This window comes from Lactobacillus helveticus DSM 20075 = CGMCC 1.1877, from assembly GCF_000160855.1.
Lineage (GTDB): Bacteria > Bacillota > Bacilli > Lactobacillales > Lactobacillaceae > Lactobacillus > Lactobacillus helveticus.
Map to the genome: position 1 here is coordinate 246,291 of NZ_GG700753.1, position 11,750 is coordinate 258,040.

11 protein-coding genes, 1 tRNA gene and 3 pseudogenes are annotated in these 11,750 nt (G+C 37.0%); 6 read left to right on the plus strand and 9 right to left on the minus strand.

Features of this window, described 5'->3' with window-relative positions; genetic code table 11:
• Positions 1 to 73: 73 nt before the first annotated feature.
• The 6 genes from HMPREF0518_RS10720 to HMPREF0518_RS04805 all read right to left on the minus strand — a co-directional run bounded on the left by HMPREF0518_RS10720 (position 74) and on the right by HMPREF0518_RS04805 (position 2,884).
• On the minus strand, positions 74 to 256 hold the full coding sequence (locus tag HMPREF0518_RS10720) for a helix-turn-helix domain-containing protein (protein WP_003626667.1): 183 nt from the start codon (positions 254 to 256) through the stop codon (positions 74 to 76).
• A 12-nt stretch (positions 257 to 268) separates the two neighbouring features.
• Positions 269 to 472 (minus strand): hypothetical protein, encoded by a 204-nt coding sequence (locus HMPREF0518_RS10725; RefSeq protein WP_003626669.1) that lies wholly within the window; start codon positions 470 to 472, stop codon positions 269 to 271.
• A gap of 119 nt (positions 473 to 591) precedes the next feature.
• Positions 592 to 1,110 (minus strand): dihydrofolate reductase, encoded by a 519-nt coding sequence (locus tag HMPREF0518_RS04790; RefSeq protein ID WP_020829131.1) that lies wholly within the window; start codon positions 1,108 to 1,110, stop codon positions 592 to 594.
• A gap of 14 nt (positions 1,111 to 1,124) precedes the next feature.
• On the minus strand, positions 1,125 to 2,081 hold the full coding sequence (locus tag HMPREF0518_RS04795) for a thymidylate synthase (RefSeq protein ID WP_003626673.1): 957 nt from the start codon (positions 2,079 to 2,081) through the stop codon (positions 1,125 to 1,127).
• Positions 2,082 to 2,222: 141 nt separating this feature from the next.
• On the minus strand, positions 2,223 to 2,810 hold the full coding sequence (locus tag HMPREF0518_RS09730) for an amino acid permease (RefSeq protein WP_080543077.1): 588 nt from the start codon (positions 2,808 to 2,810) through the stop codon (positions 2,223 to 2,225).
• Positions 2,796 to 2,884 (minus strand) — tRNA-Ser (locus HMPREF0518_RS04805). The genes HMPREF0518_RS09730 and HMPREF0518_RS04805 overlap by 15 nt, the downstream gene beginning before the upstream one ends.
• 154 nt (positions 2,885 to 3,038) lie before the next feature.
• On the opposite strand from HMPREF0518_RS04805, the pseudogene HMPREF0518_RS04810 reads away from it, so the two are divergent.
• A pseudogene (locus tag HMPREF0518_RS04810) lies at positions 3,039 to 3,937 on the plus strand (linear amide C-N hydrolase).
• Between the two features lie 96 nt (positions 3,938 to 4,033).
• Positions 4,034 to 4,609, plus strand: coding sequence for a phosphatase PAP2 family protein (locus tag HMPREF0518_RS04815; RefSeq protein ID WP_003626680.1), 576 nt, complete (start codon positions 4,034 to 4,036; stop codon positions 4,607 to 4,609).
• 47 nt (positions 4,610 to 4,656) lie between these two features.
• Here HMPREF0518_RS04815 and HMPREF0518_RS04820 read toward each other — a convergent pair whose 3' ends face one another.
• Positions 4,657 to 5,421 carry a DegV family protein gene (locus HMPREF0518_RS04820; protein ID WP_023192918.1) on the minus strand — a complete coding sequence of 255 codons (765 nt, stop codon included), beginning with the start codon at positions 5,419 to 5,421 and terminating at the stop codon, positions 4,657 to 4,659.
• Positions 5,422 to 5,643: 222 nt separating this feature from the next.
• On the opposite strand from HMPREF0518_RS04820, the gene eno reads away from it, so the two are divergent.
• A complete protein-coding gene (eno, locus tag HMPREF0518_RS04825) occupies positions 5,644 to 6,930 on the plus strand; it encodes a phosphopyruvate hydratase (RefSeq protein ID WP_003626683.1) in 1,287 nt (428 codons plus the stop codon).
• Between the two features lie 75 nt (positions 6,931 to 7,005).
• On the opposite strand, the gene HMPREF0518_RS04830 is transcribed toward eno, so the two are convergent.
• Positions 7,006 to 7,560, minus strand: a complete 555-nt coding sequence (locus HMPREF0518_RS04830) for a DUF4767 domain-containing protein (protein WP_020829130.1) — start codon at positions 7,558 to 7,560, stop codon at positions 7,006 to 7,008.
• Positions 7,561 to 7,759: 199 nt separating this feature from the next.
• Positions 7,760 to 8,248, minus strand: coding sequence for a nitroreductase family protein (locus HMPREF0518_RS04835; protein WP_003626685.1), 489 nt, complete (start codon positions 8,246 to 8,248; stop codon positions 7,760 to 7,762).
• 123 nt (positions 8,249 to 8,371) lie between these two features.
• Between HMPREF0518_RS04835 and HMPREF0518_RS04840 the strand changes: the two are divergent.
• The 3 genes and pseudogenes from HMPREF0518_RS04840 to HMPREF0518_RS04850 all read left to right on the plus strand — a co-directional run.
• Positions 8,372 to 9,233 (plus strand): annotated as a pseudogene (locus HMPREF0518_RS04840) (ROK family protein).
• A gap of 176 nt (positions 9,234 to 9,409) precedes the next feature.
• Positions 9,410 to 10,786, plus strand: a complete 1,377-nt coding sequence (locus HMPREF0518_RS04845) for a glycoside hydrolase family 1 protein (RefSeq protein ID WP_003626688.1) — start codon at positions 9,410 to 9,412, stop codon at positions 10,784 to 10,786.
• A pseudogene (locus HMPREF0518_RS04850) lies at positions 10,786 to 11,750 on the plus strand (PTS transporter subunit EIIC); the annotation flags it as partial. The gene HMPREF0518_RS04845 and the pseudogene HMPREF0518_RS04850, both read left to right, overlap by 1 nt.

Here is an 11,750-nt window from a genome sequence, read left to right on the forward strand (position 1 = left end):
ATATACCATTATACCGAAGAAACAAAAGGGCCCGCAACTTGCGAGCTCTTTTTTAATGGATTTAATTTTTTCTTTACAGTTCTTCTAAATCACTATCGGCCTTGCTTTCAGCAATGAATTCTTTCATTACGTTTGAATCTTTGATCATCACTTTTAGTAACCGATTATTACTTTTAGTAGGAATTTCACCTACTTCATATAAAGCTACAGTAGATGGGCTACACCCTATCACCTTTGCAAATTGCTTTTGTGTCAAATTCCACTTTTGTCATAATGCTTTAATTTCTTCAGGTTTAATAAAATCGAACATTTCACGATATTTTTGTTGAGCCATCTTCACAGCTGCATTATCAAGTTTCATATCTGGAACAACTTTTTGAGTAGCATCATCAAATCGTGCAGGCGCAGTTATTTCGATTTCTTTGCCTCTAATATTGAAAGTGTTGGTATAGTTCTTAATTGAAGTAGTCATAGCATTCTCCTTAATATAACCAAATTATATAGGATTTCACTATGAATTCATAGTAAAGCATCAGTTCTAAACTTTTAGATGTAAAAACACGTTACTAACCATCGTAGTAACGCGCCTCTTTATTTAATGGATTTAATTTTTCTCTGATAAGTAAAAAAAGTGTACGGATATTTATTCTTTTCATCAGCTTCATGATGTTCTTTCTTCACCAATTTAAACTGATCATAATCTATCTCCGGCATCACCGTATCCGCTTCAAAAGTAGCGTCGATCTCCGTTTTTTCTAAAACATCCACTTGATCAAGCAATGCCTTAAAAATTGACACCCCACCAACCACACAAAGCTTTTCACCCTGATGATTTTGAATATAATCACCTAGTTCTGCTATCGAATTAATAATTGTTACTTGATCATTATCTTGGTACTTCTTTTTCAAATCTTGATCATGGGTTAAAACGATATGCTTTCTCTGAGGCAATAACCTTGGCAAACTCATGAAAGTTTTTCTTCCCATGATAATTGGATGACCAATCGTTTTCTCCTTAAAATGAGCCATATCTGCAGGCAATCGCCACGGCAAATGTCCATCTAAACCTATCTGATGTTTTTGATCTTCTGCCCAAACAAATTCAATCATTTTCCATCTCATTCCTAAACTGCAACAGGTGCTTTAATCGTACCATGATGCTGATAATCGACTACCTTAATATCCTTCATCTCAAAATCTGCAATATTTTTCTTTTCAGGATTAAGCCATAATTGTGGTGAATCATATGGCTTACGGCTAAGCAATTCTTCAACTTGCTTAAGGTGGTTGCGATAAATATGAGCATCCCCCAAAGTATGGATAAACTCACCAACTTGCAAACCAGTTTCTCGGGCAATCAAATTAAGCAAAAGCGAATAAGATGCAATGTTAAATGGCACGCCCAAGAACATATCGCCAGATCTTTGATAAAGCTGCACGCTGATTTTGCCATCTACCACATAAAATTGAAACATGACATGACAAGGTGGAAGTGCACTAGTTGGCACATCTTCAGGATTCCATGCCGTAACAATCATGCGCCGAGAATCTGGCGTTTCCTTAATTTGCTTAATCACGTCAGCAATCTGATCAATAAATCCGCCTTCGCGCTTTTCCCAATGTCGCCATTGCGCACCATAGACATCACCTAGATTGCCATATTTTTTAGCAAAATCTTCGTCATCCAAAATCCGCTGATCAAACTTTTTCATCTCTGCCTGATAAATCTTGTTAAATTCTGGGTCGCTTTGACTGCGCAAGCCAAAATCTGTCATATCAGGGCCTTGATATTCGCTGCTATTTACCCAGTTCTTAAAAGCCCATTCATCCCAGATATGGTTATTATGTTCAAGCAAAAAACGGATATTGGTATCTCCCCTCAAAAACCAAAGCAATTCGCTTTTAATTAAGCCGAATGGCACCTTCTTAGTAGTTAACAATGGAAAACCTTGCGAAAGATCAAAACGCATCTGAGCACCGAAGTAACTTCTGGTTCCCGTCCCGGTCCGATCATCTTTACCATGCCCTTCTGACATAATTTTTTGCAATAGATCTAAATATGGTTGTTCAAGAATCGCCATTTTTCTTCACCTTTCAAGAAATCATTATCTATTATCATACCATATATGTAGTAGTTTTGATAATTCAAGGTTACTATATTTAGTAGTTTGCATGAATTAGGCAAAAGAAAAGATCCCAAAACTTAATTTAGGATCTATTGCTTAATTTTTCTTAAATTGACCCTTATGTCTTACCAAGTATACGATTGTTGCCACAATCAATACCAAGGCACCAACGATAACTGAAATTCTAGTATCGGGGTTAATGAACATAAAGACAACAATGACTAAGAGCATTAAAAAGGCAAAATAATTTGAAAATGGATATAGTGGCAATTTAAATGGATGCTTTGCCATCATATCCTTATTATATCTTCTAAATCTAAGTTCGGCCAGCAAAATTACGAACCATGGAATCATCCCTGGCAAAACTGATGAACTGAAGACTACGACGAACAAGTCAGAAGCTGAATGGTTAAATCGCGAAGCAATTACGTTTAATACAAAACTGATGAAAATACCACCAGAAATTCCCATAATTGCACGATCTGGAACAATTCGCTTAGAAATATGCTTAAAGATTCCAGGAGCTTCTTTGTCATGCGACAACTTAAACAGCATTCGACTTGAAGAATAAATACCTGAGTTAGCTCCAGAAAGCGCAGCTGTTAATACAACAAAGTTAATGATTGAAGCAGCTGCGGTAATTCCTACTTTAGCAAAAGTAGTTACAAAAGGAGTGTACAGGATTTGAACCTGCGCGCCAAGGAAAACTTGGTTCGCCGGATTTCGAGTCCGGTGCATTACCACTCTGCCAACACTCCATAACGGTATTATTATAACTCATTATTGTAAATAATCCAAAAGCAATTATGTTTTTATATAATTTTTAAAATTACTATGCTAAATTTTTTTCTTGAGTGCTACAAGTTCTAGTACTTTATTTTAAGATATAGTTACATAGAAAAGAGAACAATTATGTGTTCATCTATTATATTTAGTCCTAAAGATCATTACTTTGGTCGTAACCTTGACCTTGAAATCACTTTTGGACAACAAGTTATTATTACCCCACGTGACTACGTATTCAAATTCCGTGATATGCCTGAAATCGATCATCACTATGCAATGGTTGGTATTGCATTAAATGCTGGTGGTTATCCTTTATACTTTGACGCAGCTAATGAAAAAGGTCTAGGAATGGGCGGCCTTAATTATCCTGATAATGCCATTTACTACGATGTAAAAGAAGGCAAGGACAACATCGCCTCATTCGAATTCATCCCATGGATCTTAAGCCAAGCAGCTACTGTTGAAGAAGCTAAGAAGTTATTAGCCAAGATCAACATCACTAAGAAGAACTTCAGCGACAAGATGCATGTATCCCCACTTCACTGGATCATCGCAGATAAAACTGGTGCTTCTATTGTTGTTGAAACTGACGCAGACGGTATGCACGTTTACGACAACCCTGTCGGCTGCTTAACTAACAACCCACAATTCCCTAAGCAATTGTTCAACTTGAACAACTACCAAGACGTTTCACCTGCCATGCCTAAGAACAACTTCTCAAGCAAAATTAACATGGATGGCTACAGCCGCGGTCTTGGTTCACGTAACTTGCCAGGTGGTATGGACGCTGAATCACGTTTTGTCAGAGTAGCATTCAACAAAAGGGCTTGGATCAAGTAGGTCCAGATTCCTTCGAATATACTATTTACTCAGACGGTACCAACTTAGATAAGGGTATTTTCTACTACACAACTTATACAGACAAGCAAATCAAAGTTGTTGATATGAACAAAGAAGATCTTGATTCTAAAGACTTGATTACTTTTGATATGCTCACTAAGACCTGCTTCAATTACCAAAATTAAATATTAATTTTATCTAAAAATCGATACTATTTTGGATTTTTCTGGTTAAAATATAAGTAATTAGTACAGATAGGAATTAAGGAATACTAGAGATTAATGAATAGTTATATTGTATTGCTACTGGCAGTCTCAATTTTATTGCTACTTATTTTCAACATCAAAACATCCCGACGATTTAATCTATTTGACCATTGGCTGCACCATCAATTAGTCAAAAAACATGATGGTTACAAATGGCAGGTAATTGCTTTTATCAATGATCCTAAGTTAATGGTAGTTTGGGATGTTTTGCTTGCAGGTCTTCTACTTAACGAAGAACGCAACTTGACTGCAATCTGGGTTTTAGGAACTTTAGGCTTTGCAGATGCATCTGGCATTGTAATGAAAAAGCTAATTCAGCGCAGACGTCCAATCATGCATTCCGATATGGAAAACGGTTATAGTTTCCCTAGCGGTCACGTACTTGGCGCAACAACGATGGGGCTAATTTTATTACAATTATTTGCAAAAGAATTTGGGTTAATCTTCATCATCGGCATTGTTGCTTTATGGGTGATGGTAATTATTTCCCGCTTAAGCCTAAAAGCACACTACCCCTCAGACATCGTTGGAGCTACTAGTTTAGCAATTGTTTGCTTTAGTATTTCCCAACAACTATTTTTAGCATTTTAAAAGGCCACGTTTCAAAACGTGACCTTTTTCTTTTACTCAAATTTCAACTATTCATGGAAACCAATCATTAACCCGCCCTCTTCAGCATAGAAGCTGCAAAGACCGCGCATTGGTCTAATTTCAACCTTAGCGTCTGGATACTCTGCCAAAATCTTTTCTTTAAGAGTCTCAGCATCCTTTTCATTTTCACAGTGGTCAATAATGACTTCACCGCCATGATAATTGTCTTCTTGCATGTATTTGAAGACTTCGCGCAATGCGATTTTTAATAAACCTGCGATTTTGGCTACTGCTGGAGCTACGCATCCATTTACAGAAAGGTTATGTAAGGATTGCAAAACAAATAATAGATGCGTATGCATTCTAAATTCTGCGATTGCTCCTTCCAAGTCAACAAAGCGAATGTTGCCTTTAAGCATTTGTTCAATTCCGTGTGCAACAATCGTTAGTTCTGGACCGGCACTTCTAGAATCAACAACAATAATTTTACTTAAAGGATGCTTTTCCTCATACATTTTCTTAGCTTGAAGCGCTGATGAAAAAGTACCACTCATACCACTCGTCATGGTAATAATAATTGCCTTTTCTGTTCCTTCTAATGCCTCAAGCCAGGCGTGAATACTAGGACAAGTAGTCTTACCTGCCACATCATTTTTATTCATATTGCTTAAAAACTCTTTCATGTTGAGAGTTTGATCATCAATATAGTCTTGCCCTCCAAATGAAATAGTTAAAGGGACTACTTGTAAATTTTCTTTTTCGTTAGTTTCCATATTGGAACTTGAATCAAGAATTAATTTAATATTTTCCATGTTTAAAATCCTTTGATTTCTCGTAAAATTTTCATACATATATTATGGCTCTTGAGTATAGCGTTTTTTAATGGTTTTTACTATTTTTAAAATGTAAACCGCTTTCATATGTTTACACAATCACAAAGTTAGGCTAAAATTTGAGTTGTAAAGCGGAGCAAGAATTGTTCCGTATGGTATGCAAATTTTTATACATACCATAATTTTTGAGGAGGTTTATTAATGCTCAAATCAGTTATTGAAAATGTACACGCACTCGAAATTTTTGACTCTCGTGGTAACCCAACTGTTGAAGTTCACGTTACTCTTTCAAACGGTGTCGTAGGTAAGGCTGAAGTTCCATCAGGTGCTTCAACTGGTGAAAACGAAGCTGTTGAATTACGTGACGGTGGCTCACGTCTTGGCGGCAAGGGTGTTTCAAAGGCTGTTAACAATGTTAACACTGAAATCAACGATGCTTTAAAGGGTATGGATCCATATGACCAAGCTAAGATCGACCAAACTATGATCGACTTAGACGGTACTCCAAACAAGGGTCGTCTTGGTGCTAACGCTATCTTAGGTGTATCAATGGCTACTGCTGTTGCTGCAGCTAACAACAACCACCAACCTCTTTACCGTTACCTTGGCGGTATTGATCTTGAAATGCCACAAACTTTCCACAACGTTATCAACGGTGGTGAACACGCTGACAACGGTATCGACATTCAAGAATTCATGATTACTCCAATTGCTAAGACTTCATTCCGTGATGGTTTCGAAAAGATCGTTAACGTATACCACACTTTGAAGAAGGTTCTTGAAGACATGGGTTACGAAACTGGTTTAGGTGACGAAGGTGGTTTCGCTCCTAACATGAAGAACTCAGAAGAAGCTTTGAAGGCTCTTCACGAATCAATCATCAAGGCTGGTTACAAGCCAGGTGAAGATATCGGTATCGCATGTGACTGTGCTGCTTCATACTTCTACAACAAGGAAGACGGTAAGTACCACCTTGAAGGCAAGGTTCTTAACGATGAAGAATTGGCAGACTACTACGACAAGCTTCTTGACGAATTCCCAGAATTAATGTCAATGGAAGACCCATACGATGAAAACGATGTTGACGGTATGGTTAAGTTCACTAAGAGCCACAAAGACCGTATTCAAATCGTTCTTGACGACTTCATTTGTACTAACCCAGCACTTTTGAAGAAGGCTATCAAGGAAGGTGCCGGTAACGCTTCATTAATCAAGTTGAACCAAATCGGTACTGTTACTGAAACTCTTGAAACTATCCGTATGTCACGTAAGAACGGCTACAACACTATGATTTCTCACCGTTCAGGTGAAACTGGTGACACCTTCATCGCTGACTTGGCTGTTGCTATCAACGGTGGTCAACTTAAGACTGGTGCTCCAGCTCGTTCAGAACGTGTTGAAAAGTACAACCGCTTACTTGAAATTGAAGAAGAACTTGGCAAGGGCGAACGTCTTGCATTCTTCCCAGATGACATTGACCACGATTAATTTCGAATAACTGAGTACAATTTCAACAAAAAGCATGTAGATTAATTTCTACATGCTTTTTTGTTATATTTTTAATTATTTTTCAGTATATATTTTGCTAAAATCTTTATTCAGCTTTTTGCCTTTTACTACTTTGACCATTACTGGATTAGTATTTTTAGATTGATCTAACAAAATAACTGGTTTATCCTTCATCAAGCAGAATAAATAAGTATTGTGCCATGACTTAAAATTCTCATTAGCAATGGCTACAACGTTATATTGATAATCATTCTTCCCTAATAGACTGTAGCCTATCTTGATAATCTTTTTATTAAGCAAAAATCTATTTTTCTTAAGGACGTCAGGATAAGTTGGACCATTTTTAGTCTTTAAAGTGCGTTTACCATCATAAAAACGATAACTTTGCCCTATCGCCTTGCCCCATTGATTAACAGCTTTTTGCAGCTTTTGCGTCTTTTTAATGTCCCACTTACTTACTATTTTCTTTTTAGGAATTTTGACCTTTTTCTTAGTGGCTTTCTTTTTAACTACTTTCTTCTTTTTTGGCGCAGTTTTCTTACTCGAAGACTGTGCCTTTTTTATTTTGGCTTTAGTACTTTTCTCCTTCTTTACATTTCCAATTGTCACTGCATCTTTTCCAAAATGTATCTGACTACAGCCTGTTAACGTAGTCATTAAAAAGCATAGATATTCCTACTAAAATTTTCTTATTCGTAGTTTCCTCATCTTTATCATGTAATCATGAATATTATATGCTAAAAAGCGTATGAATATCTAATTTAATATAAAAATAAGGAGAGACTTATGTCCCTCCCTAATTACATTATTAATAGATAGTTACATGATATCTTTTAGAGCGATCTTCTTTTTCAGGTTCAACTGCGCTTTTACCGACAGCTACGATTACCGTTGTTTGAAATTCATGATCAATCCCCAACTCTTGTTGCAAATCGCTGAAATCATTAAGTCTTGCAGCACCGCCCATAATGTAAATTGAACCTAAACTTAAATCCGTTGCCTCGAGCATAATATTTTCCGCAGCAACTGATGCATCCCGTTCACCAAATTCGCTATCTTTTTTAGTATTTATTAAAAACAAAACTGGTGCATTATAACAAGAATTATCAGTTACCTTTTCAATTTTATTACGCAAGCCTTCATCTTTAACCACGACCAGATTCATCACATCTGCTTGATGCATGCCACAAGGTGCAGTTTGGAATGCAGCAATCATTTCTTGAATCTTGTCATCAGAAATTGCTTCCTTAGAATATTTACGGACTGCTCTTCTATTTTCAAAAATTGGATTTACCATACAAAAGCCTCCTATATGCTTCTTACATTTTCATTTTATCATTAGATTGATTATTGACAACGCTTTTAAGAATAATTATGATTGATTTAAAAGTATATATTTTTACTAAGGAGATTTTTGATTATGAATTTAGCCGCAATTGATATAGGTGGTACAACAATTAAAATAGCAACTTGGAAAGATGGCAAATTACAAAATAAGCATGCCATAGATACACCCCCAAGATTTAGAAACTTTTTATACTGTATTAACTGATGAAGTAAATAAGATAAAAGAAGATACCAAAATTGAAGGTGTTGCAATTTCTTCACCCGATGCTGTAAATCAAAAAACTGGGATCATCGGTGGTACTAGCGCCCTCCCATACATCCATAACTTTAAAATCGTTGATGAATTAGAGAAGCGCTTTGGATTATCTGTTTCTATTGAAAATGATACCAACTCTGCTGCTTTAGGCGAATTAGCAGAAGGTGCAGGTAAAGGTAGCGACAGCATGGCCTTCTTCGTCATCGGTACGGGTATTGGTGGTGCCATCATTATTAATCAAAAAGTTTGGCACGGTGCTCATCTCTTCGGCGGTGAATTTGGCTACATGGATATGGACACAAAGTCACTTAGTGAACTTGCATCCCCAGTCGCAATGGCTAACCGCTACAATGAAAGAACTGGTAAAAAACTTGATGGTAAATCCGTCTTTGCTTTAGCAGATGAAGATGATCCAGTGGCTAGCGATGAACGCCAAACTTTAATCCATTCCTTAGCCTTGGCAATCTACAACGTTCAACAAAGTTTTGATCCTGAAAAAATTGTAATTGGCGGTGGAATTTCCAACAATCCGAAATTAATTCCATTGTTAAATCAAGAAATTGATCATATTCGCAATCAAGTTAATCCATCCAGCATTAAACCTGAAATCGTTCTTTGCAGCTTAAAGAGTGATGCTAACTTACGTGGTGCGGTTGCTGATTTTGAACAAACCCGCTAAAACTAAACAATAATCGTTATTTAACCCCTACTAAAAGCCCGATATAATGGGCTTTTTATTTTGCATTTTAAAAAGTATATCTTTTTATATAAAAAGATATTTATTTTTGCATACATTACGCTATACTTATCTGTTTAAAGAGTTGAAAGTACTTACAGAGGGAAGAGAGGATCTAGATGACTGAAAAGCGCAAATTGCCATCCACATTCCTTTGGGGCAACTCAGTTTCAAGTATGCAAACTGAAGGTGCATGGAATGAAGACGGCAAGGGTCTTTCAGTCTATGATGTCCGACCTGCTACTGACAATACTAGTGACTGGCATGTAGCAATTGATGAATATCATAGATATGATGAAGACCTCGACTTACTGAAGAACATGAACATGTACCGTATTCAAATTTCATGGTCTCGTGTCTGTACAGACGGTGACGGCGACTTCAATCAAAAAGGTATTGACTTCTATGATCGATTAGTTAATGCAATGCTTAAACGTGGCATTCAACCAATGATCTGTCTTTACCACTTTGATATGCCACTCAACTTAGCCCAAAAGTACAATGGCTTTATGTCACAGAATGTAGTTGACGCCTTTGTCCGTTTTGGTAAAAAAATGATCGATCATTTTAGTGATCGAGTGAAATATTGGATTGTTTTCAATGAACATAATCTATATTTCCAAGATGAAGTTTTTAATATTTCAGGTTGCGAATCTGGAGATAAGAGTTTGGACGATATGTACACTATCTTCCATCATACGATGATGTGTCATATCCGATTAGCAAATTACATCCATGAAAATTACTCAGATGTAAAAATCGGTGGAATGCTTGCTTACCAACAAATTTATCCAGCAACGAGTAAACCCGAAGATGTTTGGGCAGCAAATCAAGTACAAGAGTTTTTAAACTTTAATATTTACGATGCTGACACTGGACGTGGTTATTCACTAGAAGTAATGCAATATGCTAAAAATCATGGCATTGAAATGGACATTACATATGAAGATAAAGAAATAATGAAGAAAGCGAAAGCTGACTTCTTAGCATTTTCCTACTATTCATCCTGGGTTTTATCCAGCAATAAAATTCCTGAAGGTGAAGCTCCTAACCGTTACCTTAACAAAGGCGGAGTTGAATCCAAATATGTTAAGACAAACGATTGGGGCTGGGCAATTGATCCACTAGGATTTAGGAATGCAATTACTACAATGTACAACTACTACCGCATCCCTATTTTCCCTATTGAAAATGGTATTGGCCTCAAGGAAACTTGGGACGGCGAGCATATGATCGAAGATGATGAGCGTATTGCTTATCACCGAGATCATATCAAAGCTATGAAAGACGCTATTTTTGATGACGGTGCCGAAGTACTTGGTTATCTCGGCTGGGGTTTAATTGATATTCCAAGTTCCCATGCTGATATGGAAAAGCGCTACGGTGCTGTATATGTCAACAGATCAAATCATGATTTAAAAGATTTAAAACGTGTACCTAAGAAATCATTCTACTGGTTCCAAAAGGTACTTAAAGATAATGGAGATGAATTATAATGGCTGATAAAAAACAATCTGGCTTTGGCGTGTGGGTTAACCAACACATTATGCCGCCAATTATGAAATTCGTTAACACGAAGGCTATTACCGCTTTGCAAAATGGTATGGTTTGCTCATTACCATTCATTATTATCGGGTCTATCTTCCTGATTTTAGGTAACATCCCTATTCCAGCTGTTGCTAATGCAATTAACAATTCTGGTTGGGGTGCAGTTTTCGCTCAAGCAAATAACACCACTTTCCAGATGATGGGTTTGTGGGCAGCTATCGGTATTGCCTACGTTTATGTTAAGAATGAAAATTATGAACCTTTAGCACCTGGTCTTACCTCTGCTGCATTCTTAATGTTACAAAACTTATCAATTGACAACCCATTAAAGGCTGCTTTGACTGCTGGTATCAACAATGGTGCTATGAGTGGTAAAGTTGTCACTGAAAACATCGACAAGTTGCCACATGCCTTACAAGCATTCCTTGAATCACCTGTTACTGGTGTTATTAACACTAAGTGGATGGGCGGTGACGGTATGATCGCCGCAATTATCGTTGGTTTACTTGTCGGTTGGATTTACACGATGATCATGAAGGCTGGTTGGACTATTAAGATGCCAGCTCAAGTTCCACCAGCAGTATCTAACCAATTTACTGCTATGATTCCTTCAGGTGTTATCCTTACTGGTTCAATGTTAATCTACGGTGGTTTCAACGCATTTGCACACACTGACTTCCTTAACTGGATTTACAACACTTTACAAATTCCTCTTCAAGGTATTTCAGACTCATTCGGTGGTGCGATTGCCATTGGTTTCCTTATTCCATTCTTCTGGTTCTTCGGTATCCACGGTGGTTTAATCATGGGTTCACTTGTTGCTCCAATGCTTCAAGCTAACACTGCTGATAACGCTGATTATTTGCTGAAGGCAAACTTTCATTAGCACAAGGTGCTCACATCGTTACTAAT

What these genes read in the sequence shown, in the direction of transcription:
- eno (WP_003626683.1), top strand. Translation starts at nt 5,644, where the DNA reads ATGCTCAAATCAGTTATTGAAAATGTACACGCACTCGAAATTTTTGAC.
- HMPREF0518_RS04815 (WP_003626680.1), top strand. Translation starts at nt 4,034, where the DNA reads ATGAATAGTTATATTGTATTGCTACTGGCAGTCTCAATTTTATTGCTA.
- HMPREF0518_RS04835 (WP_003626685.1), bottom strand. Translation starts at nt 8,248, where the DNA reads ATGGTAAATCCAATTTTTGAAAATAGAAGAGCAGTCCGTAAATATTCT.
- HMPREF0518_RS04795 (WP_003626673.1), bottom strand. Translation starts at nt 2,081, where the DNA reads ATGGCGATTCTTGAACAACCATATTTAGATCTATTGCAAAAAATTATG.
- HMPREF0518_RS04820 (WP_023192918.1), bottom strand. Translation starts at nt 5,421, where the DNA reads ATGGAAAATATTAAATTAATTCTTGATTCAAGTTCCAATATGGAAACT.
- HMPREF0518_RS04845 (WP_003626688.1), top strand. Translation starts at nt 9,410, where the DNA reads ATGACTGAAAAGCGCAAATTGCCATCCACATTCCTTTGGGGCAACTCA.
- HMPREF0518_RS04790 (WP_020829131.1), bottom strand. Translation starts at nt 1,110, where the DNA reads ATGATTGAATTTGTTTGGGCAGAAGATCAAAAACATCAGATAGGTTTA.
- HMPREF0518_RS10725 (WP_003626669.1), bottom strand. Translation starts at nt 472, where the DNA reads ATGACTACTTCAATTAAGAACTATACCAACACTTTCAATATTAGAGGC.